This window comes from Serratia liquefaciens ATCC 27592 (genome assembly GCF_000422085.1).
Lineage (GTDB): Bacteria > Pseudomonadota > Gammaproteobacteria > Enterobacterales > Enterobacteriaceae > Serratia > Serratia liquefaciens.
Window position 1 is genome coordinate 3330433 of the sequence record NC_021741.1, and the last position, 26725, is coordinate 3357157.

The window sequence follows — 26725 nt, forward strand, 5'->3', positions numbered from 1 at the left end:
TATCAGGGGCGCAGTATGCCGCGCCCCTGCCATTCCCCCTCAGGCAGAAGGCGCGACGGTAACGTCACCCTGACCGCTGCGCTGCAAAGCCTGCAGCACCAGGCCACTCGCCTTGCACCGCTCCACAAAATCACGCACATAGGCCGCCCCCGACGCTTTTTGTCGCGGAACCGCCATGGCCTGCTGGATGGCAGTGAAATGCCCGGCCAGCACCCGATACCCCGGGTTTTGCGCTGCGGCAGCCAGCAACGGTTGACGCACGCCCGCAGCCGCATCCAACCCCTGTTCGAGGAACAAGGCGATCGCGTCGGCGGAGGTATCGGCACGCACCAGTTGCGCCTGCTTTAAGGTTCGCGACAGATACAGGTCGTAAGCCGCTCCCTGGCCTACGGCAATGCGCACCTCGGGCCGGTCAAGTTCGGCAACCTGTTGCCAGGGAGACGCCTGGGCCACCAGGTAGGTCCCCTCAATGATCGCATAAGGCGCACTGAACGCGATCTGCGCCGCCCGCACCGGTTCGATGGCCATAAAGGCGATGTTCCAGTCTCCGGTTTCCAACGCGGCAAAAACCTTGCCTGCGGCATCATAGGTCACCAACTCCAGCGCCACGCCCAACTCGCGGGCCAGCGCGCTGGCCAGCGTCACGGATACCCCCTGAGGTTCGCCGTCTGGCCCCCTCTGCGCCAACACCGGATTGCCCAGATTGATGGCCGCACGCAGGATCCCCTGCGGGGCCAAATCATCGAGTACGACGGCGGGAATGCTATGCATGGCTTTCTCCTGAAAAAAGGGTGTAGGTGTTTCGTCAACGCTCTCCGTTAAGGCTAGAGCCAAACCTCGGATGAGCAACATTCAGCCGCTTTTCGCCTCACCGGCGTGATTCATGTCACACTATTGTCACAAAAACGACCGATCGCACTCTGCCACGCCAGGGCAGCGCAAACACGCATTGACCCTGGCGCTTTCAATGCGCTATACCCTTCCTCTTTCGCGTCGTGCTTGGGTCGGCGGCGTTTGCCAGGGCAGTTAAGATTTCCTTTTTAATCAGACAGGGTACGGTGGATGGTTTCAGCATTAATCTCGTTTGCACTTTTTTTAGCCTCAATTTTAATCTACCGCACCCGTGCCGCCGCCAACCGCTGGTGGCTGGCCACCCTGTTGACGCTGCTGGGCAGCTATCTGATCCTCAACGTGGTGCTGATCGCCAGCAACTACTTTACCGGTGACGGCATTACCGATGCGGTGATCTACACCCTCACCAGCAGCCTGAAGGGCGCCGGCGTCGGCAAATACCTGCTGCCGTTTGTCGGCCTGCTGGCGGTGCTGGCGCTGATCTTCACCCTGCTGACCTGGAGTCTGGTACGGCGCAAGGCGAAAAGCAGCAGCGTGGTTTACAGCGTGCTCGCCGTGCTGCTGGCGCTGTTTTCCGTCGGCACTACTCCCGCCTTTCAGGACATCTCGCTGTTGGTGAAGAGCCAGATTAGCGGCGATACCGCCGACTTTGACACCTATTACAAAGCGCCGAAGAAAACCGTACAGGGCAAAGCGCCGAACCTGGTGTATATCTATGCTGAAAGCCTGGAGAGAACCTACTTCGACCAACAAATCTTCCCCGGCCTGACCGACGAACTGAACCAGCACCGCGAAAACAGCATCGACTTCAGCAATACCCAACAGCTGCCCGGCACCGGTTACACCATCGCCGGTATGGTGTCCTCACAGTGCGGTATCCCATTGTTTGCCCCCTTTGACGGCAACGCCTCCAGCGCGGTATCCACCTTTTACCCGGAAAACGTCTGCCTGGGCGACGTGCTGAAATCCGCCGGGTACGACAACTACTTTTATCAGGGCGCCGAGCTGGCCTTCGCCGGCAAAGACACCTTCCTGAAATCGCACGGTTTTGACCATGCCTACGGCTTTAAGGAATTACGCGGACAGGTCAGCGACCCGGGCTACAAAAATGACTGGGGCTGGTACGACGATACCGTGCTGGACGTGGTGTTCGACAAGTTCGTCGAGCTGTCGAAGCAGAACAAAAAGTTCTCGCTCTTCGCCTTGACCGTGGATACCCATCACCCGGACGGCTTTATCTCCGCCAGCTGCAGCAAAAAGTCGTTCCGTTGGCAGAATAAAGAGAATCGGTCGCTGAGCGCAGTGGCCTGCAGCCAACAGCATATCGCCGCGCTGATCGACAAAATCAAGGCGTCCGAGTACTTCAAAAATACCGTTATCGTGGTGTCTTCTGACCATCTGGCGATGAACAATACCGCCTATGACATCCTGACCAAGCAGAAACGCCGCAACCTGTTCTTTATCATCGACGGTACCCGCCCGCAGACCGCGCTGCATAACGAGAAGCGCAGCACGCTGGACAACGGCGCCACCGTGCTGGACGTGATGGGTGGCGATAACTACATTGGCCTCGGTCGCAGCAGCCTGTCCAGCCCAACGCTGGCGACGTTGTTTTTGAATATCGACGAAAAAATCAACGCCTGGAAACCGGCGGTGGTCAAGCAATGGGGCTTCCCGAACAGCATCACAAACTACAGTCTCGACGATCGGGGCAACCGCTTTACCTTCTCCGGCATCACCTTTAAGGTGCCGTTTATTCTGAAGGTGACGGACAACAAAATTGAGCCGATGTTTAACGTCTACCTGTCCACACCGCTGAAAAAACAGCTTGCCGGGCTGGGCGCAGGCGAGAAATTCGTCTGGGTCGACAAGTGTTATGAAATCGGTCGGGTGTGGTCGCCAGAACTGGCGTTGAGCACCGACACCTGCGTCGCGTCGGGCAGCCTGGCCGCCCCACCGCACATCGTGCAGGCCAAAGGGGGCAGCTATCGCGGCAAAATAGACTTTGAGCGTCCGCCAAACGATAGCATCGCCGCCTACCAAAGCGCCGTCGATAAACTGAAAGTCGACGACGCCGCCGTTAAATATCACGCGGACGCCATCGCCTTTATGCTGCCGGGCATGCCGGAACAGGTGAAAGCGATCACCGGCGTTTCCAGCGTCGAAGACTGGGGCCGTTGGTCAGACGCCAACCTGGCGCCGACGGTGAATATTGATTACGTCGATCCCCTGCCATCAGCATTCGATCTGGTGCTGCGCGCCCGCGCCTACGGTAAAAACGTCGGCGAACCTATCTCGGTGCGCGTCGGCAATCAGGAACAGTTTGTGACGCTCAGCGAACAGGACACCACCGTGACGCTGCGCTTCGACAACCCTGCCGGAGCCAGAAACATCAGCATCACGCCGCCGGCCCCCACGGAGCCACAAGAAGGTGCCAGCGGCGGTTTTGTACCGAAGAAACTGGGTATTGGCCTGGTCTCGCTGAAAGTGGAACAGGCTGCCCCCGCTTCCTGATCATCGCGCTGCATGCGGCGTCCGCGTTATTCGGGGCGAATTTATTCGCCCCCTGCCGTTTCTCCAAAGCTTTTGCGCCCATCTTCGGCTAACCTGTTGCTGTGAATTGATATCGGCATCCGTATGCCTCCCCGCCGCATAGCCGGGAGAACCAAGGAGAGAGTATGAGCAGTCAGCAATCCGGCACCGGCCTCACCCCCGCTCAGGCAGTCGAACAACTGGAAGCGCTGTATGTCGCCTCGGTTGAGGCGCTGCGCCAGGCGGTCGGTGACTTTATCAGCCATGGCAGCCTACCCGATGCGCAGACCCGCGCGGCAGGGCTATTTGTTTACCCTGAGCTGCGCGTCAGCTGGGACGGGAAATCGCCCGGTCAAACCAAAACCCGCGCCTATGGCCGTTTCACCCACACCGGTTGCTATACCACCACCATCACCCGCCCGCACCTGTTCCGCCATTATCTGACCGAACAGTTGACCATGCTGGCCGGGGAGTACGATGCGCATATCGAAGTGCGGCCGTCACAGCAGGAAATACCTTTCCCTTACGTGATCGACGGTTCAAACCTGATGCTGGATCGGTCGATGAGCGCCAGCCTGGCGCAGCATTTCCCCACCACCGAGCTGGCGCAAATTGGCGATGAGACTGCCGATGGCCTGTTTCACGCCACCAGCACCTTCCCGCTTTCGCACTTCGACGCCCTGCGCGCCGACTTTTCGCTGGCGCGGCTGCGGCACTACACCGGCACCCCGGTGGAGCATTTTCAGCCCTTCGTGCTGTTCACCAACTACACCCGCTATGTGGATGAGTTTGTCCGCTGGGCCTGCACCGAAATAGCCGATCCGGCCAGTCCTTATATTGCCCTGTCGAGCGCCGGCGGCATCTATATCACGCCGGAAACCACCGCACCGGATCAGGCGGTCTCCGACCTGGCGTGGAAAAACCACCAGATGCCGGCCTACCACCTGATCTCGCGCACCGGCCAGGGCATCACGCTGATCAATATCGGCGTCGGCCCCTCCAACGCCAAAACCATTTGCGACCATCTGGCGGTGCTGCGCCCCAGCGCCTGGCTGATGATCGGCCACTGCGGCGGCCTGCGCGAAAGCCAGTCGATTGGCGACTACGTGCTGGCGCACGCCTACCTACGGGACGACCACGTGCTGGATTCGGTGCTGCCACCGGATATCCCGATCCCCAGCATTGCCGAAGTACAGCGTGCGCTGTATGACGCCACCAAAATGGTCAGCGGCATGCCCGGCGAAGAGGTAAAACAACGCCTGCGCACCGGCACCGTGGTCACCACAGACGATCGCAACTGGGAGCTGCGCTATTCCGCTTCGGCGCTGCGTTTTAACCTCAGCCGCGCCGTCGCGGTAGATATGGAAAGCGCCACCATCGCCGCTCAGGGCTACCGTTTCCGGGTGCCTTACGGCACGCTGTTGTGCGTATCCGACAAACCGCTGCACGGTGAAATCAAGCTGCCCGGCCAGGCCAACCGCTTTTATGAAGGGGCCATTTCGGAACACCTGCAGATCGGTATCTGTGCTATCGACCTGCTGCGCGCCGAGGGCGATCGCCTGCATTCCCGCAAGCTGCGTACCTTTAACGAGCCGCCGTTCCGCTGATGACGAAGGATCTGGGCCCGCTTCGGCGGGCTTTTTAACTTTTCATACTCAGATCGTTGATGTACCGACCGCAAATCTGTTACAACAGCGGCTCTCATTCCCCGGACATCACCACACATATGATTGTCAGACCTCAGCAACACTGGTTCAGGCGGCTCTTCGTCTGGCACGGTTCAGTGCTATCCAAAATTCTGTTTCGCCTCAGCCTTAACGTGGCGATGTCCATCGTCGCCGTGCTGTGTTTTCAATGGTACGAACATCTGGGGGTCAAACTGACCCTGGCACCTTTCAGCCTGCTGGGCGTGGCGATCGCTATCTTTCTCGGCTTCCGCAACAGCGTCAGCTATGCGCGTTTCACCGAGGCGCGGTTGCTGTGGGGCAGCCTGCTGATCGTTGAGCGCTCGCTGCTGCGCCAGATCAAGAGTCTGCTACCGCAGCAGGATCAGGCGGCACGCGAGTTTGCCGCCCTGCTGATCGCGTTCAGCTACTGCCTGAAACACCAGCTGCGCGGCACCGATAGCAGCGCCGACCTGCAACGACTGCTGCCCAACGTCGATCTGCGAGCGATAGAAAACAGCATGTCCCCCTGCAACCGGCTGCTGTTGATGATGGGCCAATGGCTGGGCGAAAAACGACAATCGGCACAGCTGTCGGACATGCTGTTTCACAGCATCGACCAAAACCTCAACCGGCTGTCGGAGATCCTCGGCGGCTGCGAACGCATCGCCAATACGCCGATCCCCTTTGCCTACAGCCTGATCGTTCATCGTACGGTCTACCTGTTCTGCACCCTGCTGCCTTTCGCGCTGGTGCCGGATCTGCATTACATGACGCCGCTGGTGTCGGTGTTTATCTCCTACACCTTCATCTCGCTGGACTCGCTGGCAGAGGAACTGGAAGATCCGTTCGGCACCGCCGCCAATGACCTGCCGCTCAATGCCATGTGCAACGCGATTGAGATCAACCTGCGCGAAATGAACGACGAAACGGATTTACCGGCGGCCGCACGGCCGGACAGCCGTTACCAGCTCAGCTAACCGGCAACCACGTCAGGCGCGGTGAAGGCCGCGCCTGTTGGCAAAACCCTTATTCGCGCCACCCGCCGCCCAACGCACGGTAAAGATCGACGATATTGGTCAATCGCGCCAGGCGCGTATCCACCAACACCTGCTGCGCCGCATACAGGGAACGCTGGGAATCCAGCACGGTCAGGTAGTTATCCACGCCCTGCTGAAAACGCTGCTGCGACAGGCTGTAAGCGCGTTGATTGGCCGCCACCAACTGCGTTTGCGCCCGGATTTGCTCATCCAGCGTGTCGCGACCGGCCAGCGCATCGGCGGTTTCGCGAAATCCCTGTTGTATCGCCTGCTCATAACGCGCCACCTCAATGCGTTTTTGCACCTCCGCCAGATCCAATCCCGCACGCAAAGAGCCGCCGGAGAAGATAGGCAGCGAGAGCTGCGGCACAAAACTCCAGGCACCGGAACCGGCAGAAAATAAACCGTCCAGGCCGGCGCTGGCCGTGCCGCCGAAACCGGTCAGGCTGAGGGTCGGAAAGAACGCCGCCCGCGCCGCGCCGATATTGGCATTCGCGGCACGTAGCTGATGCTCTGCCGCTCGGATATCCGGCCGCCGGGTCAGCAAATCTGCCGGCAGCCCGGCCGGAATGGTTTCCGGCAACAGGTCGTCCGGCAAGGTGCTGGCTTGCGCCAGACGCGAACTCATCGCCGAGCCCAACGGCTGCCCAACCAACAGCGTCAGGGCATTGGTATCCTGCCGAACCTGACGCCGATACTGAGCCAAATCACGCTGTGCCGTCCGTACCCCAACCTCCGCCTGGCTGCGATCCAGTTCGGTCGCCACACCGAGCTGGAAGCTTTGTTCCACCAGCCCAAAGGCCGCCTGCTGTGAGCTCAGCGTTTCCTGCGCCAGCGCCAGAAGTTCGCTATCGGCGCGTAGCGAAAGATAAGCGTTGGCGGTTTCGGCGATCAGCGCCAGTTGCGCGGCGGCCCGGGTTTCATCCTGTGCCAAATACAATTCCAACGCCTGCTGGTTGAGGCTGCGAAGCCGCCCGAACAGATCCAGCTCCCACGACAGCGCTCCCCCGACCTGATAGCTGCGCCCCACCGCAGACTGCCCGCCTGCGGACAGACTGCCCGGGGTACGCTGTACCGAACCACTGCCCTGCGCCGACAGGGTGGGCAGCGTATCTGCCCGTTGAATGCGGTAGCTGGCGCGAGCCGCCTCCACGTTCAGCGCCGCAATGCGCAAGTCACGGTTATTCGCCAGGGCCTGCGTAATCAGCGTTTGCAGCAGCGGATCGCGGTAAAACTCACGCCAACCGATAGCCGCTGCCGTTCCGTCGACCTGCGCGACGCCATAATCCGGATAGGCTGGCGCTACCGGCGCAGCGGGGCGTTGATAGTCCGGCGTCAACGAGCAGCCCGTCAGGGTGGCAGTGGCCAGCATGATAGCCAAAATTTTTATCATGGCTCGGCTCCCGGCGCCGGGGCAGTTATCTCCGCTTCATCCTCCGCCCGGCGGCGTTCGCTGAGCCGCTTCACCCGAAACAGCCGCAGCATGATGACGAAGAACGCCGGTACGAAGAAAATGGCCAGGAAGGTGCTGGTCAGCATGCCGCCGATTACCCCGGTGCCGATGGCATTCTGACTGCCTGAGCCCGCCCCGCTGGCAATCACCAGCGGCACCACGCCGAGAATAAACGCCAGCGAGGTCATCAGGATCGGCCGCAGCCGCTGTCTGGCGGCCTGCACCGCCGCCTCTACCGGACTGGCGCCGGCTTCGAAGTGCGCCTTGGCGAACTCCACGATCAGAATGGCATTTTTGGCCGCCAGCCCGACGGTGGTCAGCAACCCCACCTGGAAATAAACGTCGTTGGCCAGCCCACGCAGCAACGTGGCCACCACCGCGCCAATCACCCCGAGCGGCACCACCAGCATCACCGCGCTGGGCACGCTCCAGCTTTCATACAGCGCCGCCAGACACAGGAAGACCACCAGCAGTGAAATCGCATAGAGTGCCGGTGCCTGGGCGCCGGACAACCGTTCTTCAAACGACAGTCCGGTCCAGTCGTAGCCCACGCCGGGCGGCATGGTGGCGGCAATGCGTTCCATTTCCGCCATCGCGTCGCCGGAGCTGAAGCCCGCCGCCGGTTCGCCCTGCAGGTTAAACGACGGTGCGCCGTTGTACCGATTGAGTTTTTGCGCACCGTAGGTCCATTCGGCGCTGGCAAAGGCGGAGAACGGCACCATATCGCCGTTGTCGTTACGCACAAACCACTGTTCCAGATCCTGCGGCAGCATGCGCGACGAGGCATCTCCCTGCACATAAACCCGCTTCACCCGACCGCGATCGATAAAGTCGTTCACATAACCCGAGCCCCAGGCCAGCGACAGCGTGCGGTTAATCTCCGTGATCGGCACGCTGAGTGCCCGCGCCTTCTCGCGGTCGATCAGCAGTTCATACTGGGGTGCATCCTCCAGGCCGTTGGCACGCACGTTGTTCAACACCGGACTCTGCCGGGCAGCGGCAAGGAACCTGTCGCGCGCCGCCAGCAATGGCTGATGCCCAATGCCGCCACGATCCATCAGTTGGAAGTTAAAGCCCGCCACGTTGCCCAATTCACGTACGGCCGGGGGCGAGACCACAAAAATACGGGTATCACGAAAGTCACGTGCGAACATGGCATTGAGGCGGGCGGCGATCGCGTCGGCCTTTTGCGAGGCGTCCGGCCGTTGGTCCCAGTCATGCAGGCGAATAAACAGGGTGCCGACGTTCTGCCCGCGCCCGCCGAAGTTAAACCCGGAGATAGCGAACACCGAACGCACACTGTCCTTCTCCATTTTCAACAGGTACTCCGTGGCACCGCGTAAGGTGGCCTGCGTCCGTTCTGCGGTGGCCCCGGCCGGTGCCTGTACCTGCGCGAACAACATGCCCTGATCTTCCTGCGGCAGGAACGAGGTTGGAATGCGGGTAAACAGCCAGCCGGTGGCAATGGCAATCACCAGATAAATCAGCATCAGCCGACGCGGGCGGCCCAGACCGCGCATTACCGAAGCCGCGTAACTGCGGTTGGCCCACTCGACGCGGCGGTTAAACCAGCCAAAGAAACCTTTGCGTGCGGCATGCTCTCCCGGCTTTACCGGCTTGAGCAGCGTAGCGCACAGCGCCGGGGTAAACACCACCGCCACCATCACCGACAGCACCATCGAAGAGACAATGGTGATGGAGAACTGCCGGTAGATCACGCCGGTTGAACCGCCAAAAAACGCCATCGGCACAAATACCGCCGACAGCACCATGGCGATGCCTATCAAGGCACCGGTGATCTGGCTCATCGATTTACGGGTTGCCTGCTTAGGTGAAAGCCCCTCCTCATGCATCAGCCGCTCGACGTTTTCCACCACCACAATGGCGTCATCCACCAGCAGGCCAATCGCCAGCACCATGCCAAACATGGTCAACGTGTTGATCGAGTAACCGAAGGCCGCCAGCACGCCAAAGGTTCCCAGCAGCACCACCGGCACCGCCAGCGTCGGGATCAGCGTGGCCCGGAAGTTCTGCAAAAACAGGTACATCACCGCAAACACCAGCACAACCGCTTCCACCAGCGTACGCACCACGTTTTCGATCGACAGGCTAATGAATGGAATGGTGTCATAGGCATCCACGGCTTCCATTCCCGGCGGGAAGAAGGGTTTCAGCTCCGCCAGCGTGGCACGCACCGCCTGCGCGGTTTGCAGCGCATTGGCACCGGTTGCCAGACGCACGCCCAGCCCGACCGCCGCATTGCCGTTGTAGTAGCTATCAATCGCGTAGTTCTGCGCGCCCAGCTCAATGCGCGCCACGTCGGCCAGGCGAACCCGCGAACCGTCCGGATCGGTTTTCAGCAGGATTTGGCCGAACTCCTCCGGGGTCTGCAAGCGTGAGGGGCCAATTACCGTGGCATTCAGTTCCTGGCCGGGCAACGCCGGTTGTCCCCCCAACTGACCGGATGAAACCTCAACGTTCTGCTCCTGAATCGCATTGCTGACGTCGGTGGCGGTCAGGCTGTAGTTCACCAGCGCAGCAGGATCCAGCCAGATGCGCATCGCATAAGGCGCACCGAACAATTGGAAGTCCCCCACGCCGTTGGTGCGGCTGATCGGATCCTGTACATAGGAGGCGACGTAATCCGCCAGGTCCTGCCGGGTCATACGACCATCCGTCGAGACAAACGCCATCACCATCATAAAGTTGGCGGTGGACTTGGTGACGCGGATCCCCTGCTGCTGTACCTCCAGCGGCAACAGCGGCTGTGCCAGCGCCAACTTGTTTTGCACCTGTACCTGCGCGGTATCGGCATCGGTGCCCTGCGCAAAGGTCAACGCAATGCTCATGCTGCCGTCGGAATTACTTTCGGAGGAAATGTATTGCAGATTGTCGAGACCGTTCATCTGCTGTTCAATCACCTGCACCACCGTATCCTGCACCGTCTTCGCCGAGGCACCGGGATAGTTGACCTGAATGCTGACGGTGGGCGGTGCGATGCTTGGGTACTGCGCCACCGGCAGATTGGCAATCGATAGCAGGCCACACAGCATCATGATGATGGCCAGCACCCAGGCAAACACCGGGCGCTCGATAAAGAATTTAGCCATGCGCCGGCTCCTTACGAGTGCTGCTTAACAGCGTTGTGGCAGCCGGAGCCCACTCCACCGCATTGACCTGTGCGCCAGGCCTGACCTGCTGCACGCCTTCGACAATCACCCGATCGCCCGCCGCCAGCCCGGTCGACACCAGCCAACTGTCCCCCATCGCCCGTTCGGTGGTTAGTTCGCGCAGCTCAACCTTGCCCGTCTCGTTCACCACCAGGGCGGTCGCTTCACCGCGCGGGTTGCGGGTAATGCCCCGCTGCGGCACCAGCAGCCCCCCTTGCGCGGCCATGCCCTCTAACAGCCGGGCTCGCACAAACATGCCCGGCAGCAGCTTGCGTTCCGGATTGGGGAATACCGCGCGCAGCACCACCGAGCCGGTGGAACGATCCACCGTGATTTCTGAAAATTGAAATTTGCCGCCGTGGGCATAGCGAGAGCCGTCTTCCAGTGTCAGAGTGACCGCCGCAGACTGAGGGCCGTCGGCCTGCGCAACCGCACCGCTTTCCAGCGCATTTCTCAACCGCAAAAGTTGGACGCTGGACTGGGTCACGTCCACATAAATCGGATCTATCTGCTGCACCGCCGCCACCGCCTCGGCCTGCTGCGCCGTCACCAGCGCCCCTTCGGTCACCAGCGAACGTCCAATAATGCCGTCGATGGGTGACAGCACCCGGGTATAAACCAGATTGATACGTGCCGTTTCCAACTGCGCCTCCGCAGACTGCACATCGGCCACCGCCTGCTGATGAGCGGCTACTGCGTCGTCATACACCTGACGACTGATGGCCCGGCTCTCTGCCAGCGGCCGGTAACGTTGAATCAACAACGCGGCGGTACGCAGCTGTGCCCGCGCTCGCGCCAAGACCGCATTGCTGCGATCGTATTCCGCCTGAAACAGCCCCGGGTCGATTTGGTAAAGCGGTTGCTGCGCCTTGACCTGTTCCCCTTCGGTAAACAGGCGTTTTTGCACTATGCCCCCGACCTGTGGCCGCACTTCCGCATTGCGAAAGGCGGCAACCCGTCCCGGCAGTTCACTGGTCAGGGGTATAGGTTCGCTTTTCAACGTTACCACCCCGACCCGTGGCGGTGATGGCGGCGCAGTTGGCGGCGTATCGCGAGCGGCCACCACCAGCCACAAAGAGAGCGAAGTAGCGGCCACCACCACGCCGACAGCAAGAGAGGCGATTTTGAGGCTCATGAGTTCGTATCCTTTTAGATGCTGGGTCAAGGGTTGCGCGGCGCGCCACAAAGCGGCCAATGGTTACTGTACGAGCGGCAAACTGACCTCAACGTGACCCGCAGATAACATTCGTGTCAGTTAACGCGTTTTTTATCCGACGGCGGCGTTAGCTGACAAAAATGTCAGCCAGCCGTCAGCTTCACGACCGCATGGCTGTCATAAACTCATCACTGAACATGATGTCTTGTGGCAAGGTGGCGGGTTTCATGATTAATTAATCATCAGGTGATAATGACGGGAGTGGCCATGCGATTACTGTTGGTTGAGGACGAAGAAAAAACCTCGTCCTACGTTAACCGCGCACTGAGCGAACTGGGCTACACCGTAGACGTCGCCGGCGATGGCATTGAGGGCTTGCATCTGGCGGTGCAGCAGGACTATGACGCGGTGATCCTGGATGTGATGCTGCCGGGCAAAGACGGCTATGCGGTATTGGAAGGCCTGCGCGCCAGCAAACAGACGCCGGTGTTGATGCTGTCTGCCCGCGGTTCGGTAGACGAACGCGTCAAGGGCCTGCGCCACGGGGCGGATGATTATCTGCCCAAGCCGTTCTCGCTGATTGAACTGGTCGCCCGCATCCAGGCGTTATTGCGCCGCCGCACCAGCGACGGCATTGACGTCACCCAACTGCAAATCGACGATCTGCACGTGGATCTGCTGGCGCGGCGAGTGACCCGCGGCGGGGAGCGTATCGATCTGACCGCCAAAGAATTTGCTCTGCTCAGCCTGTTGGCGCGCCATCAGGGGGAGATACTGTCCAAAATGATGATCGCCGAACAGGTTTGGGACATGAACTTCGACAGCGACGCCAACGTGGTTGAAGTGGCGATTAAGCGACTGCGCGCCAAAATCGACTCCCCCTATCCGCAAAAGCTGCTGCACACGGTGCGAGGCATGGGCTACGTGCTGGAAAATCGTCCGCTGCATCGCGATGCGCCACGGATAATCGCCTGATGAAAATTTCCATTTCCAGCCGGATGGCATTGATGTTCGCGCTGACCATGGCGCTGATCATGCTGGTGCTGGCGCTGTTTCTGCGCAGTTCGCTGCTGACCTCGTTGCAAAACCAGATGCACAACGAGCTGCATTTTCGCCATTCGCTGGTCTCCCCTTTTATCGAAGCCAAAGGGACCGCTCGCGACTGGCCAATGGTGCAACAAAAGCTCAATACCCTGTCCAACAGCGAAGGCAGCCAGGTGAAATACTGGGTGATCAGCGAGGATCCGCGTTACCGCTTCGGCGGTGCTCCCCCACCGGGTACCCACTGGTCAAAACTGCCGGACGGTTTCGCCATTGCCGCTAATCCTGACGGCGATTGCCCGCTGTATATGCTGATCGCGACGCTGCCGCCGCTGGGCGCTCGCCCAGAGGTGCGCTATGTGGTGGCGATTGATTCTGCCCCCTATATGGGCACGCTGAGAGAGTTCACCCAGGCGCTGGTGGTGATTTCGCTGCTGGGGATTGGGCTGGCGGCCCTGCTGGGCTACGCCATCTCGCGCTTCGGTATGCGACCGGTGCTCAATCTCAGTGAACAGGCGCACCGCTTGGTGCCCGGCACTACCGGCCAGCGGCTGGACAGCGCCACCTTACCGGCCGAACTGCGCAACCTGGCGGAGTCTTTCAATGGCGTGCTGGCGCGCCAGGAAGTGGCCTGGCGGCAGTTGGAGAGCTTTAACGCCGACGTGGCGCATGAGTTGCGCACCCCGCTCACCAATCTGATTGGTCAAACCCAGTTGGCGCTGGCTCGCGAACGCAGCGTACAGGAACTGGAAGAACTGCTGCAGTCGAACCTGGAAGAGCTGGAACGCATGACCTCGATCGTCAACGACATGCTGTTCCTGTCCCACGCTCAGGCCGGACAATACGCTACCCAACTGAGCGAAGTATCGCTGCGGGAAGAATCTCTGAAAACGGCGGAATACGTCGAACCTTCGTTTATGGAAAACGATTTGACCATTGAGATTTCCGGAGAAGTGCGGGCGCAGGTTGACCGGCGGCTGTTCCATCGCGCGCTGGCTAACCTGCTTGAAAACAGTGCGCGCCACGCCGTCGCGGGCAGCGCCGTTTCGGTACTGCTGCAGGAGCAGCGGGGATTTGCCGTCGTCGCCGTTGCCAACCAGGGCGAAACCATCGCCCCCGAGCACCTGAGCCGGCTGTTTGAACGCTTCTACCGTGTCGACTCTTCGCGCGTTCGCAGCGACATGCACCACGGTCTGGGGCTGTCCATCGTCCGCGCTATTGCGCTGATGCACCAGGGGGAGGCCTTCGTCCACAGTCTCGACGGCGTCAACACCTTCGGTTTCTCGCTGGCGCTGTCGCGGCCAGAGGAAAACCTGACGCCACCGGCGCCAAAACCGCTGCCGGCGGCTCCCGCCATCGCCGAGATTAAGCGGGAAAGCCTGTCGTGATTTATTGTACCAACGCCAACACGCGTTTTTCCTGACTGCGGCTTGCGGCGATCGACAGCAGGATCTCTTTCACCACCAACGCCGGCGCCGACAAGGAGTGCTGTGCGGAAATACACAGCGACAGCGGCACGCTAAGCGACGGAGCGTTGATTCGAGCCATCCAGGCCTTGGCTGGGCCAATCATTGCCCGCGCCACCGACTCGGGTAAAATAGTGGCCCCCAGGCCGCTGGCAATGGCCGCGCTCAAGGTGCTGGAGGACTCGATTTCACCAATCACATTGGCGGCCAGCTTGCGCACCGCCATGGCTTCATCCACCTGGGTGCGTACCACATCACCTTCGCGCGGCAGGAACAGATTCAGGCGCGCAACGTCCAGCAGATCAACGCTGTTACCCGGGTTCGGCACCGCACGCGTCGCCACCAGATAGAGATCTTCTCGCATCAGCGCGGTGGCCTGAAGGCCCGCAGGCATTTTGGCACCGTAGATCACCGCCATATCCAGACTTTGACCGGCAACCTGTCCGGCGAGCGTAGAGCCGATGTTCTCATTCAAACTGAGTAAGATACCCGGATGCTGATCGCGTACCGCCTGCAACAGCGGCAGCGCCAACTGTGATGCCAGGCTACCCGGCGCCAGCCCGACGGATACCTGACCGCTCATCGCCTGGCCGGCGCTGTTGACCGCGCTCTGCGCCTGTTCACACTGGCGCAAAATGGTCTGGGCATGGGCATACAGGATGTTTCCGGCCTCGGTCGGCATCACGCCGCGCTTGGTGCGGATCAGCAGTTGCTGTTTCAGCTCCCCTTCCAGGGTGGCCAACTGCTGGCTGAGCGCCGGCTGCGCGATATGCAGCACCTCCGCCGCCTGGGTCAGGCTGCCGATATCGACGATTTTCACAAAATACTTCAGACGTCTGAAATTCATATTGCCTCCGTCATGCCGCTGAACTGCGTTGACAGAACGGCAGCAAGATCCGGGCCAGACCGACGAAATAAGAGAAGCCGTTAACTAATCGCCGGAAAAATAAGAAAAAATGATGCTGGTGCTCAATAACCCCCTGCGATGGTCGACCCAGAACAGAGAAGGTTTGCACCAGCGTGAAGCACGCGGAGTGCAGCCCGTGGTCGCTCCTGAACCATTGCGCAGCAGAGCATCAATAAAAGCCATAAAAAGCAGCAGGTTGAATAATCTTGCAGCAAACGAAACGGCAAGGCGTTTTCAGGCTTTACAAGCCCGCATCACCCCGCTATTATTCGCCCCGTTCACACGATTCCTCTGTAGTTCAGTCGGTAGAACGGCGGACTGTTAATCCGTATGTCACTGGTTCGAGTCCAGTCAGAGGAGCCATATTAAAGACGCCCGCTTAAGGAAACTTAAGCGGGCGTTTTGCTTTTGGTTTTCTATTTAATTAAAAGCTTCAGCTCAGAATAGCTTCCAGGCTGCCCAGCACCTCGTTCATGATACTGTCAGGTATACGTTCCAGTCGTTTGCCGCTACGAGCCCCCAGGTCAATGGTTCTGGGCTATGTGCGATTTTTAGTCAGATTCCTATGGCATTTGCCTTAACGTAACGAGGCGTACGATAGAAAATTATTCTCATGATTCAAATGATTATGACAATCAGATAAACAAAATGCGGCGCAGATTCCAGATCAGGCTGCGCCGGAAATATCTCAGCGATAACGCGAAGGCCTGATTTGCTCTGGTGCGATACCGAGCGCTTCGGCAATCAGCGCCCCCCCACCTGGTCTTTATCCCCTTCCCATTGGCCTGTTCTGTTGCCCGTTTCTGCCCGCAGGATGCCGCTGCGGATTGGTAACCCCGGGGGGGTTGGCAACTCTACCGATACCCGCCGCTGTCAGATCATGAAGATAGCTCATGTGGTAATGAAATTTAGTCGCTTTCACTCATCCGATGGCTCTGGCATAAAATATGCAACATTAACTTATTGACAACATGAAGACTGATGAGTGAACAAACCAGTAACTTCTACGAAATCAAGAAGCCAATTCAGTTTTCATCTCAGAACTTAGGGTGCAACATCGCGATGAGCAGAGACTTTACATTTACGATTAAGCGCAGCCTTTTCGATGAGGATTATAACCCCTCTGAGAATACGCGTATTACCACCAATTTTGCCAATTTGGCCAGAGGAAAAAATCGCCAGGAGAATCTGCGCAACACATTGGTAATGATTGATAATCGTTTCAATACGTTAGCGGATTGGGACAACCCAAAAGGCGATCGTTACTCTGTCGAGCTTGAAATTATTTCTGTCGAGATGAGTGTTGAAGGTAATGGCCATACCTTCCCAGTGATTGAAATATTAAAAACCAACATTATTGATAAAAAAACTCACCAGCGGATTGAAGGCATTGTCGGGAATAACTTCTCTTCTTATGTGCGAGATTATGACTTCAGTGTATTGCTGCTGGAACACAACAAAAACCAACCTGGGTTTAGCATACCAGATGATTTTGGCGACCTGCACGGCAACATATTTAAGTATTTCGTCAACTCAACGGAGTACAAACAGAATTTTAAAAAGTCACCGGTAATCTGCTTAAGCGTCTCAAGTAAAGACACTTATCAGCGGACGGGTAACCAGCATCCTGTATTGGGCATAGAATATCAGCAAAACGACTCCTCTTTGACTGAGAAGTATTTCGAAAAAATGGGATTACAGGTTCGCTACTTTATGCCGAAAAATAGCGTTGCGCCTTTGGCCTTTTATTTCTCCGGTGATTTGCTGAGTGATTACACTGATATTGAGCTTATCAGTACCATCAGCACGATGGAGACTTTCCAAAAAATTTATCGGCCTGAAATTTACAATGCGAACTCTGCCGCAGGGCAATATTATCAGCCAAGCCTGAATCAACAGGATCATTCATTGACGAAAATTGTTTATGACCGAGAAGAACGCAGCCAGTTGGCTATTGAGCAGGGGAAATTTACTGAAGAGCATTTCATCAAACCCTACAAGAATATTCTTGAGCAATGGTCTGCTCACTACGCTCTTTGATTAATCGAAAATAAAAGGTCATTTATTATGAAAATTTTGCTCCCAACTTCTACTGCCGGCAGTTTGCCGAAACCTTCCTGGCTTGCACAACCTGAGACACTTTGGTCACCGTGGAAACTGCAAAATGAGGAATTAATTGAGGGAAAACAAGATGCCCTACGCTTGTCCCTGGAAGATCAACTGCGTGCAGGCATTGATATTGTCAGCGATGGCGAGCAAACGCGCCAACACTTTGTCACTACGTTTATCGAACACCTGAGCGGCGTTGATTTCGAGAAGCGTGAGGTGGTTAAAATCCGTAATCGCTACGATGCGAGCGTACCGACCGTGGTTGGCGCTGTGGCGCGTCAAAAACCCGTTTTTGTGGAAGATGCCAAGTTTTTACGTCAGCTGACCAAGCAACCTATCAAATGGGCCCTGCCAGGCCCGATGACCATGATCGATACGCTCTATGATAACCACTATAAGAGCCGCGAAAAACTGGCCTGGGAATTTGCCAAGATCCTCAATCAGGAAGCCAAAGAATTAGAAGCTGCGGGCGTCGATATTATCCAGTTTGATGAACCCGCCTTTAACGTTTTTTTTGATGAGGTGAACGATTGGGGGATCGCCGCCCTGGAAAGAGCCATTGAAGGGCTTAAATGTGAAACGGCGGTACATATCTGCTACGGCTATGGCATCAAGGCCAATACGGATTGGAAGAAGACGCTGGGGTCAGAGTGGAGACAATACGAAGAAGCGTTCCCCAAACTGCAAACGTCGAATATCGATATCATCTCGCTGGAATGTCATAACTCGCATGTTCCTATGGATCTGCTTGAACTGATCCGCGGTAAAAAAGTGATGGTCGGGGCCATTGACGTGGCGACCAACAGCATAGAAACCCCGGAGGAAGTGGCCAATACATTGCGGAAAGCCCTTCAGTTTGTCGATGCCGACAAACTCTACCCTTCGACCAACTGCGGCATGGCGCCTTTATCTCGTCGGGTAGCCACAGGCAAACTCAATGCCTTAAGCGCAGGTGCAGAGATCATCCGCAGAGAGCTCTCAGCAAAGTAACTTCGCCCAATATCCTGCTTTCGGCGGATAAATGTGCGAAGTGATAAACCCTATTTGAGCCCGCTCAGGGAAACTTGAGCGGGCTTCTCGCATTTTATCCGCCAACGTTGCTACGCGTTGCATCAGTTTGCGCAGTGCTGCGCCTTTTAGTCTTTTCTCCACGCGACACACATTCATCACTTAACTTCACCCTCACTATCGCCAGTAGAGTAAGTGCTATGAAATTTTTCAGACACCTTGTGCGTACGCCAAATTTCGTACAATATACGGAGATAAGATGGGGTTCAGGGACGTAAAAAAGCTCGCTATACGCTGTCTTCAACAAGGCGCGTATGACCATGAGGTACGTGGCAACATCGATGTCAAGAATCTGTTCGCCACTGGTCAGGTTGATAAAAACGAGGTAATCGAACTTATCAGGAAAACTTCCGGAGACGCATATCAGTGCCGTCCACATCATCAGGATGCAGATACTGACGTTCACATTCTTCAACCCTGGAAGTCCGGTTGCTGCTGGTACGTAAAATTTTATTTTATGGAACCCGACGTCATCTTTATCAGCGTGCACCAACAAATCGACAAGGAGTTCAAAGTGAAAATTGTTAAAGAAGGCGATACGCGTGCCGTTCTGTGTCACCACTGCGGGAAATCTATCGCGACTTATCGTTTACGCGATGTGGACTTCAGCGATCGGCGTGGCACGGTGAAGAATATTCTGGCCGCGGTCTGTCACCAGTGCGACGCCGTGGTCAGTGTCCCTGCTCAATCCACACCGCAAATTAAAAGCGAGTTTGAGCAAAGCAAGTCGGCGCTGGAAGTCCGGGTTCCGGCGCACTATCTCGATATTCTTAACGTCGCCACGCAGAAAATAGATGCTTCACTGGGCGAAGATTTTCATAAGACGCTGATCCTGTATTACCTTCATGCGCTGACCACCGGCTACTATCATCAGGAAGGACTGAAAGCGCTGTTAGGCAGCGAGCTGGCAAATGCCAAGGCATCCAAACGGCTGTCAATGAAAGTCACTAAAAAACAGCTGGCTGAAGTCAATAGCCTAATGGAACAACAGAACCTGATGCGAAGCTCCGACGTAGTCAAAGCGGTGATCCTGAAAGTTTGTCAGGATATCGTGCAGGAGAAAAATCTGGGCGTGTTGCCGGAATTGCGCAACCTCGCCGCCGCCATTTCCTGAGACTTTTTTCTGTCGCTGAAGTGCCTAACGAACCTCAGGTGCGCTCTGTCATGCTGCCATCGGGCCCCAGATTGTCAGTCAGGATCTTCAATAACGCGCGAACTTTCGGCAGCGCCTGCCGGCTCTTGAGCCAGGCCAGATTAATCGGTAATCCATCGGTTGCCAGATGAGGCAATACCTCCACCAGCGAACCCTCTGCAAGTTGCCGTTTCACCAACCAGGTAGGCAACTGCGCTATGCCGTGCCCGGCCAAAACCGCGGTAAGCTGCCCTTCTGCATCGCCGATAGCCACCCGCGCCGGTAACACCCTTTTCTCGCTGTTATTCGCCTGCACGCCGGCAAAATGCCAGGGGGTGAGCATACCGTTGCCTTCGCCGTAAACCACGCAGCTGTGATTGTCCAAATCCTGTTCGTTGTTCGGCACGCCGCGCTTTTTCACATAGGCCGGTGAAGCGCAAAAAATGTGCCGCTGCGCCCCCAGATAACAGTGCCCTAAAGTATTCGGCCAAATATCCGCGCCGCCGATACGCACAATAATATCGATCCCCTCTATCACAGGATCGACAAAGCGGTCGGAAAACGAAATATGCGGCATTAACAGCGGATGATGCTCAATTAGCTTGAGGATCACCGGTAAAGCATGCAGACGACCGTAGGCGGCAGGAAGATCGATACGCACCCTTCCCCGTGGCTCGGCATTTTCGGCCTGCATGGCAAGCTCCGCCTCTTCCAGCTCGCCCAATACGCTGGTGCAGGTGCGGTAAAAGGTTTCCCCCGCGTCGGTCAGTGAGAGACGCCGCGTGGTCCGGTTAAACAAGCGAACCTGCAGCCGGCTTTCAAGACGGGCAATGCCTTTGCTGATGGCGGAACCGGTCAAATTCAGGCGTTCTGCGGCGGCCGTAAAGCTGCCCAGATCGGCTACGCAGACAAACAGATCGATACCTTTGAGTCGTTCGGAAGAAAACATAGTCCGTCACCATTAATGAATTTAATTCCATAAACTCGGTAATTTATAGCCTAAATAGGAAATTTATTCCCCGTAAACTCGATCTGGTAATACATCCTCAGGGCCAGGCCCGATTCAACCACAGACCATGACAAGAGTTTATTGATGAGCATAAACAAACCAAGGGTGCTGATTACCGGCGCCACCGGCCAGATAGGCGGCGATACTTTGCGTAACCTGCAGGCAGACACCAACATTGCCCTGGTGGCGGCGGTACGCTCCCCGAAAAAAGCCGAGCCTTTTATCGCTCAGGGCATCAGCACCGTCATTATGGATTTTGATCAAGAAGAAACGCTGGCGCCGGCGCTGCAGGGTATTGACCGCGCCTTTCTGGCGACCGGCTATACCGTCGACATGCTGCGCCAGAGCAAGGTGTTTCTCGATAAGGCGAAACAGGCCGGGGTACAGCATATTGTGCACCTCGGTGCTTGTGGCCGCGACGACACCACCATTGCTCACTGGGCCTGGCATCAATTGATCGAACGTTATATTGAGGCATCAGGTTTCAGCTTTACGCATTTGCGGCCGGAGTGCTTTATGCAAAATCTGATCGGCTACGGTGGCATTCCCGCGGTGGTCAACGGCGTCATTCAGCAATACACCGGTGATGCTCCCTTCAGTTGGGTTGACGGCGAAGACGTCGCGCTGGCGGCAGCCTGTTCACTGCTGCACCCTGAACAGCATGCGGGCAAAACCTATCGACTGGGTTATGACGCAAAATCCTATGGCGAGATTGCGGCCATGTTGACGGAAATACTGGGCCAGCCATTTCGCTATGAAGCGCTCGATTACCGGATTTTCCTGGAGAACATGCGGCAATCTGGCGCCGAAATGGCTTATATGAACTGCGTTGGCGACAACCTACGCCGCATTGCCGAACGCGATATTCCCGGCGTTGAAGAAACCTTTGACAACTTCCCGACAATTGCCGGCAAAGAGCCGGTTCGTTGGCCAGAGTTTATCCGCAAACACCGGGCCGCTTTCGCCTATTAATTCCTTTTTTATCTGGCCCGTTTGGGGAAAACCAGGCGGGCTTTAGCTTTACATCTGCCCTGCGCCACTTAGGCTCATCATCAAAAAAATTTTTTAAATATAAATTTATCAATCAGATAAAAACACACTCCGCCCGAAACGACATTGTGGAGATATTGTGAATTTGCACTTTCCTTACAATAAATGAGAATAGTTATCGTTATCATAATTATTCAATAATATTTGCACATACTTTCAGGGATAAGATGCATGATTTACACACACTCTTTCAAATTGAAACCAGGCGCGATTTTGCTGGCGGGATTAATTAGCGGGAGCGGCTATGCTGCCGATGATTTGGCAGCGGAAAGTGAGGAAATGGTAGTTTTGGCGCCGGCGGAAGAACAATTAAAACAGCAGCCTGGCGTTTCCATTATTACCGCCGAGGACATCGCCAAGGATCCGCCGGTCAACGATTTATCCGACATCATCCGCAAAATGCCCGGCGTGAACCTGACCGGCAACAGCGCCAGCGGCAGCCGTGGCAATAACCGCCAGATCGATATACGCGGCATGGGGCCGGAAAATACGCTGATTTTAATCGACGGCGTCCCCACCACGTCGCGCAATTCGGTTCGCTACAGCTGGCGCGGCGAAAGGGACACCCGCGGCGATACCAACTGGGTGCCGGCGGAAATGGTTGAGCGCATCGAAGTGCTGCGTGGGCCTGCGGCGGCGCGTTACGGTTCCGGTGCCGCCGGCGGCGTGATTAATATCATCACCAAACGCCCCACCAATGACTGGCATGGCAGCCTGTCGCTGTTTACCAATCAGCCTGAAAACGACAAGGAAGGCGCAACGAAACGCACCAACTTTAGCCTCAGCGGCCCGTTGGCCGGCGACGCGCTCACCATGCGCCTGTACGGCAACTTTAACAAGACCGACGCCGATGCGGCGGATATCAACACCGCGCAAAACGGGTCCTATGCTGCCGGTAGCGAAGGCGTACGCAACAAAGACGTCAACGCCCTGTTCTCGTGGAAAATGACCCCGACGCAGATCCTCGATTTTGAGCTGGGCTACAGCCGCCAGGGCAATATCTACGCCGGCGATACCCAGTACAGCAACGGTAATCTCAGCCCGAACGATCTGGTTTCGTCGCTGTACGGACAAGAAACCAACCGCCTGTATCGCCAGACTTACGGCATCACCCATAACGGCATCTGGGATTGGGGCCAGTCACGCGTCGGCGTTTACTACGAAAAAACCAACAATACCCGTCTTCAGGAAGGCTCTACCGGGCGTGTCGAAGGGATGATCAACAGCGACCAATTCAACACCAGTCGGCTGAAAAATGTCAGAACCACCGGTGAAGTGACGCTGCCGCTCAACCTGTGGTTCGAACAAACCATGACCCTGGGGGCCGAGTGGAACCGTGAGCAGCTCGACGATCCGGCCTCTATGCAGGTCACCGATGCCAGCGGCGTCACCATCGGCGATATCTCCGGCGATCCTTCCGGACGCAGCGCCAAAAACAGCGCAGAACTCAGCGCCCTGTACTTCGAAGATAATATCGAAGTCTTGCCCGGCACCCTGCTGATCCCCGGCATGCGTTTTGATTATCACAGCAAATTCGGCAGCAACTGGAGCCCAAGCCTGAATGCCTCGCAGGAACTTGGCGACCATTTCAAACTGAAAGCCGGGATCGCCCGCGTCTTTAAAGCCCCAAATCTGTATCAGTCCAGCGAAGGCTACCTGCTGGCCACCCGCGGCAACGGCTGCCCGGACAACATTGCGACGGGGAGCTGCTACCTGATGGGCAATGCCGACTTGGATCCGGAAGTCAGCATCAACAAAGAGGTCGGCCTGGAGTTCACCTATGAAGGGTTCAACGCCGGTATTACCTATTTCCGCAACGATTATAAAAACAAAATCGTTTCCGGGACCGATCTGGTGGGCTACGCCTCTAACGGCTACAACATTCTGCGTTGGGAAAACGGCGGCAAGGCGGTGGTGGAAGGGCTAGAAGGCAACCTGGTGATCCCGGTAGTGAAAGATCGGCTGAATTGGCGTACCAACGCCACCTATATGATCACATCGGAAAACAAGGATACCGGGAACCCGCTTTCCGTGATCCCGAAATACACCGTTAACACCATGCTGGATTATCAGGTAACCGACAAACTCTCGACCAACCTCACCTGGACATTCTATGGCCGTCAGAAACCCCGCGAATATGCCGAGATCCGTAATGAAGTCGGTTCGCTGGCGACCAATGAAGTGGGAGCTTACACCGTGGCCGCGGTTGGCGTGAATTACGATCTGACCAAGGATCTGCGCCTGAATGCCGGTATCAGTAACCTGTTCGATAAACAGCTGTACCGCGAGAACCAAGGGGCATCAACTTACAACGAACCTGGGCGCGCGTATTACGCCGGTATGACCCTGTCATTCTGATCGAATAAATAAGCAGGCCCGTTCGGGGAAAACCGGGCGGGCTCTTTAGGCTTTAAAAACTTCTTCTGGCCACCAGAAAAGCACCAACCACCAGCAACACGGCCCCCAGCAGCGCGGGCAAATTTTCACGCATTGCCGCCGGCCCGGCCTTATAAATATCGGCCATCAATCCCGCCACCAACTGGCTGGCAACCAGTACGGCAATGGTGGTTGCCGCCCCCAGCTTCTGGTAACCCAAAATGCCAGAAAACACAAAAAACGATCCCAACAAGCCAGGCAACAACATCCACAACCGTAGGGAACCCGTGACTTCGGCCAGAGCCGTGACACCGTTTTTGGCAAACAGCAGGCCCATCAACAACACCAGGCCAACACTGGAGTTGATCACCAGCGTAATCAGCACCGTCGACACGCTCTCTGTAATGCGCACCATCAACAGGTTCTGAATGACCAGGCTGACCCCGGCCGCAACCAGCAGCAATAGCATGATATTCATAGAGATCTCGGTTTTCGCTGTGCCATTAACGCTTCGGTGGGGCGCTGGCCTCGTCGAGCTTCAGCTGCAGGAAGGTCAAATCCAGCCATTTGCCAAACTTGGCACCCACTTCGCTCATGCGGCCGACCATTTCGAAGCCCAGATTAATGTGCAACTGCACAGACGCGTGGTTGCCGGACTCAATGCCCGCCACCATCACGTGTTTGCCGATCGCCCGCGCCTGCTCAATCAGCGCAATCAACAGCGTTTTACCTACCCCGCCGCCGCGGCTGTCTCGCCGAACATACACCGAATGCTCGACGGTGTGTCGATAGCCGTCCCACGCCCGCCAATCGCCAAATGAGGCATAGCCCATCACCTCACCCGCTGCGTCAATCGCCACCAGCACCGGGTAGCCCATCCCCTGCCGTTCTGTTATCCACGCGGCGCGGTTTGCCTCGTCGACGCTAAGTTCATTCCAGATTGCCGTGGTGTTCAGCACGGCGTCGTTATAGATAGCGGCAATGCCTGCGCTATCGGTTATAGTCGCGTTACGGATAAGCATGTTGACCTCTTGGTTGACCGTCTACTATCATACTACGATATGGATAATAAATTAGACAACCTAAATCAGCGCATCGGCGCGAGGATCCGCATCGAACGTGAGGCGCGCCATTGGTCGCTGTCCGATCTGGCGGAACGGGCCGGCGTTTCACGCGCGATGGTGCACAAAATTGAACGCGGCGACAGTAGCCCAACGGCGATGTTGCTGGGGCGGCTTTCCGGCGCATTCGGTCTGAGCATGTCCAAACTGATCGCCCGGGCGGAAACGCAGGAAGGCCGGCTGATGCGTAAGCAGGACCAACCGCTGTGGGTCGATCCCGACAGCGGCTACGTCCGTCGCCATGTGTCGCCGCAGTCGGATATGCCGCTCGATCTGGTGCGCATTGAACTGCCCGCCGGGGCCGCGATCCCCATGCCGGCTTCGGCCTATGCCTTTATGCGGCAATTGATCTGGGTTTTGTCCGGCTCGCTGGTGTTTCAGGAAGGCGAAACCCGCCATGAAATGGGCCAGGGCGATTGCCTGGAGCTTGGCCCACCGACCGACTGCGTGTTCAAGAATGAAAGCGCTGAACTCTGCATCTATTTAGTGGTGGTGATGAACAAGGCCTGAGTCGCTCAGGCCAAAGCGTGGCGATGCTTAAGGTTATCCTTCCCGGTTGTACCCCGCGCAGAAAAACTTTTCGGCCAGGCGGTTGCTGCCGCCGGTGAAGAACTCACTCATCATCTCGCCGTTAAGATCGTAAGCCCGGCAGAGCAAGCCGGCCTCGAACGCAGCCTGATTTTCGTCACCCAGGCTTTCCGCCAGGTGGTGCGCATAGCCCAATACAAAGCCACGTTTGTAGTCACAACAGAAACGGGACAGTTGCGCAGCAGGCTTGGCGTCCCGCGCGGCTAACCCGGCCATCAGCCCCTTACCAAAGTGATTGTCCATGTACCCTCCCCTAATCTTCAACAATCGCTATATAAAATATTATATAGCGATCATCGCACTTATGGACATACTCACAAAGTTTTACCTCATCTACGCAAGGCAATAAAAAAGCCCGCAGAGGGAACCCTGCGGGCCGGATCAGTCTCAGAAAAGCGATTACAGGGTAAAGTTCAGCCCTTCCACCACCGTCTGCTCCAGCGGCAAGCGCCCTGAAGGGATCTCTTTTTGCTGCAGGAATTCAGGCAGCAGGGATTTGTCGCCCGCCTTGCCGATCGCCACCATGCCATGCACCTGATAGTTATCCGGCAGGTTGAGCGCAGCCTTGATTTTATCGTGGTGAACGCCGCCCATGCAGTGGGTCAGCCAGCCTTTCAGATGCGCCTGCAGCGCCAGATTGGCCCAGGCAGCACCGGTATCAAAGGAATGGCTTGGGTTATCCACTTCCTTTTCGCCGTTCAGGCTGGTCGTTTTCGAAATGATCACCACCAACGCCGAAGCGTGCTGCGCCCAGCCGCGGTTGAATTCAATCAGGAAGTCCAGGTAGCTGTCCCAACTGGCCGAACCGTGCTTGCTATAAGCGAAGCGCCACGGCTGGATGTTATACGCCGAAGGCGACCAGCGTGCCGCTTCGAAGAAGCTCAACAGGGTCGTATCGTCGATAGGATCATTCGCCAGCGCGCGCGGCGACCAGCGTTCAATAAACTGCGCATCAATCGGGTGATCGGAAACTCTTGGCTGGCTCATGGAC

Annotated in this window: 21 protein-coding genes, 1 tRNA gene and 1 pseudogene; 12 read left to right on the forward strand and 11 right to left on the reverse strand. The window is 57.0% G+C overall.

Annotated elements, in window-relative coordinates:
* Positions 1–39 precede the first annotated feature (39 nt).
* The gene (locus tag M495_RS15715; RefSeq protein ID WP_020827668.1) at positions 40–771 is read right to left on the reverse strand and encodes an ABC transporter substrate-binding protein; all 732 of its coding nucleotides are present in this window, start codon (positions 769–771) and stop codon (positions 40–42) included.
* Between the two features lie 291 nt (positions 772–1062).
* On the opposite strand from M495_RS15715, the gene opgB reads away from it, so the two are divergent.
* The 3 genes from opgB (at position 1063) to M495_RS15730 (ending at position 6028) form a co-directional block, all read left to right on the forward strand.
* Positions 1063–3366, forward strand: coding sequence for a phosphatidylglycerol--membrane-oligosaccharide glycerophosphotransferase (gene opgB, locus M495_RS15720; RefSeq protein ID WP_020827669.1), 2304 nt, complete (start codon positions 1063–1065; stop codon positions 3364–3366).
* Between the two features lie 164 nt (positions 3367–3530).
* Positions 3531–4991 carry an AMP nucleosidase gene (locus tag M495_RS15725; protein WP_020827670.1) on the forward strand — a complete coding sequence of 487 codons (1461 nt, stop codon included), beginning with the start codon at positions 3531–3533 and terminating at the stop codon, positions 4989–4991.
* A gap of 119 nt (positions 4992–5110) precedes the next feature.
* Positions 5111–6028, forward strand: a complete 918-nt coding sequence (locus M495_RS15730; protein ID WP_041415501.1) for a bestrophin family protein — start codon at positions 5111–5113, stop codon at positions 6026–6028.
* A 49-nt stretch (positions 6029–6077) separates the two neighbouring features.
* Here M495_RS15730 and M495_RS15735 read toward each other — a convergent pair whose 3' ends face one another.
* From M495_RS15735 to M495_RS15745, 3 genes are read right to left on the reverse strand one after another with little or no spacing between them, the layout of a single operon-like run.
* The gene (locus M495_RS15735; RefSeq protein ID WP_020827672.1) at positions 6078–7481 is read right to left on the reverse strand and encodes an efflux transporter outer membrane subunit; all 1404 of its coding nucleotides are present in this window, start codon (positions 7479–7481) and stop codon (positions 6078–6080) included.
* A complete protein-coding gene (locus tag M495_RS15740; RefSeq protein ID WP_020827673.1) occupies positions 7478–10651 on the reverse strand; it encodes an efflux RND transporter permease subunit in 3174 nt (1057 codons plus the stop codon). Before M495_RS15740 ends, M495_RS15735 begins: the two co-directional genes overlap by 4 nt.
* A complete protein-coding gene (locus M495_RS15745; RefSeq protein WP_020827674.1) occupies positions 10644–11846 on the reverse strand; it encodes an efflux RND transporter periplasmic adaptor subunit in 1203 nt (400 codons plus the stop codon). The genes M495_RS15740 and M495_RS15745 overlap by 8 nt, the downstream gene beginning before the upstream one ends.
* Positions 11847–12134: 288 nt before the next feature.
* Here M495_RS15745 and M495_RS15750 point away from each other — a divergent pair, with 288 nt between their 5' ends.
* Together M495_RS15750 and M495_RS15755 are read left to right on the forward strand one after the other, a co-directional pair.
* Positions 12135–12842 (forward strand): heavy metal response regulator transcription factor, encoded by a 708-nt coding sequence (locus tag M495_RS15750; protein ID WP_020827675.1) that lies wholly within the window; start codon positions 12135–12137, stop codon positions 12840–12842.
* Complete coding sequence (locus tag M495_RS15755; RefSeq protein WP_041414742.1) at positions 12839–14296, forward strand: heavy metal sensor histidine kinase; 1458 nt, start codon at positions 12839–12841, stop codon at positions 14294–14296. Before M495_RS15750 ends, M495_RS15755 begins: the two co-directional genes overlap by 4 nt.
* 1 nt (position 14297) lies before the next feature.
* Here M495_RS15755 and nac read toward each other — a convergent pair whose 3' ends face one another.
* Positions 14298–15221, reverse strand: coding sequence for a nitrogen assimilation transcriptional regulator NAC (gene nac, locus M495_RS15760; protein WP_020827677.1), 924 nt, complete (start codon positions 15219–15221; stop codon positions 14298–14300).
* Positions 15222–15568: 347 nt separating this feature from the next.
* Here nac and M495_RS15765 point away from each other — a divergent pair.
* Positions 15569–15644, forward strand: a tRNA-Asn gene (locus M495_RS15765).
* 70 nt (positions 15645–15714) lie between these two features.
* Here the strand turns inward: M495_RS15765 and M495_RS25075 are convergent.
* A pseudogene (locus M495_RS25075) lies at positions 15715–15819 on the reverse strand (type II toxin-antitoxin system PemK/MazF family toxin); the annotation flags it as partial.
* A 524-nt stretch (positions 15820–16343) separates the two neighbouring features.
* Here M495_RS25075 and M495_RS15770 point away from each other — a divergent pair.
* From M495_RS15770 to M495_RS15785, 3 genes are all read left to right on the forward strand, one after another.
* The gene (locus M495_RS15770; protein ID WP_041415506.1) at positions 16344–17321 is read left to right on the forward strand and encodes a DUF1852 domain-containing protein; all 978 of its coding nucleotides are present in this window, start codon (positions 16344–16346) and stop codon (positions 17319–17321) included.
* 27 nt (positions 17322–17348) lie between these two features.
* The gene (locus M495_RS15775) at positions 17349–18380 is read left to right on the forward strand and encodes a methionine synthase (protein WP_041414744.1); all 1032 of its coding nucleotides are present in this window, start codon (positions 17349–17351) and stop codon (positions 18378–18380) included.
* 592 nt (positions 18381–18972) lie between these two features.
* Positions 18973–19572 (forward strand): hypothetical protein, encoded by a 600-nt coding sequence (locus M495_RS15785; protein WP_041415508.1) that lies wholly within the window; start codon positions 18973–18975, stop codon positions 19570–19572.
* A gap of 34 nt (positions 19573–19606) precedes the next feature.
* Here the strand turns inward: M495_RS15785 and M495_RS15790 are convergent, their stop codons facing one another.
* The gene (locus M495_RS15790; protein ID WP_020827682.1) at positions 19607–20539 is read right to left on the reverse strand and encodes a LysR family transcriptional regulator; all 933 of its coding nucleotides are present in this window, start codon (positions 20537–20539) and stop codon (positions 19607–19609) included.
* Positions 20540–20683: 144 nt separating this feature from the next.
* Here M495_RS15790 and M495_RS15795 point away from each other — a divergent pair, with 144 nt between their 5' ends.
* Together M495_RS15795 and M495_RS15800 are read left to right on the forward strand one after the other, a co-directional pair.
* On the forward strand, positions 20684–21571 hold the full coding sequence (locus tag M495_RS15795; protein ID WP_020827683.1) for an SDR family oxidoreductase: 888 nt from the start codon (positions 20684–20686) through the stop codon (positions 21569–21571).
* 249 nt (positions 21572–21820) lie between these two features.
* Positions 21821–24007, forward strand: coding sequence for a TonB-dependent siderophore receptor (locus M495_RS15800; protein WP_020827684.1), 2187 nt, complete (start codon positions 21821–21823; stop codon positions 24005–24007).
* A gap of 52 nt (positions 24008–24059) precedes the next feature.
* Here M495_RS15800 and M495_RS15805 read toward each other — a convergent pair whose 3' ends face one another.
* The gene (locus M495_RS15805) at positions 24060–24509 is read right to left on the reverse strand and encodes a DMT family transporter (RefSeq protein WP_371078261.1); all 450 of its coding nucleotides are present in this window, start codon (positions 24507–24509) and stop codon (positions 24060–24062) included.
* Between the two features lie 19 nt (positions 24510–24528).
* Positions 24529–25047 carry a GNAT family N-acetyltransferase gene (locus M495_RS15810; protein WP_020827686.1) on the reverse strand — a complete coding sequence of 173 codons (519 nt, stop codon included), beginning with the start codon at positions 25045–25047 and terminating at the stop codon, positions 24529–24531.
* 39 nt (positions 25048–25086) lie between these two features.
* Here M495_RS15810 and M495_RS15815 point away from each other — a divergent pair, with 39 nt between their 5' ends.
* Positions 25087–25656 (forward strand): helix-turn-helix domain-containing protein, encoded by a 570-nt coding sequence (locus tag M495_RS15815; RefSeq protein ID WP_020827687.1) that lies wholly within the window; start codon positions 25087–25089, stop codon positions 25654–25656.
* 33 nt (positions 25657–25689) lie between these two features.
* Here the strand turns inward: M495_RS15815 and M495_RS15820 are convergent, their stop codons facing one another.
* Together M495_RS15820 and M495_RS15825 are read right to left on the reverse strand one after the other, a co-directional pair.
* Complete coding sequence (locus M495_RS15820; RefSeq protein WP_020827688.1) at positions 25690–25977, reverse strand: DUF2623 family protein; 288 nt, start codon at positions 25975–25977, stop codon at positions 25690–25692.
* A gap of 156 nt (positions 25978–26133) precedes the next feature.
* Positions 26134–26721 (reverse strand): nitroreductase family protein, encoded by a 588-nt coding sequence (locus M495_RS15825; protein WP_020827689.1) that lies wholly within the window; start codon positions 26719–26721, stop codon positions 26134–26136.
* Positions 26722–26725 lie beyond the last annotated feature (4 nt).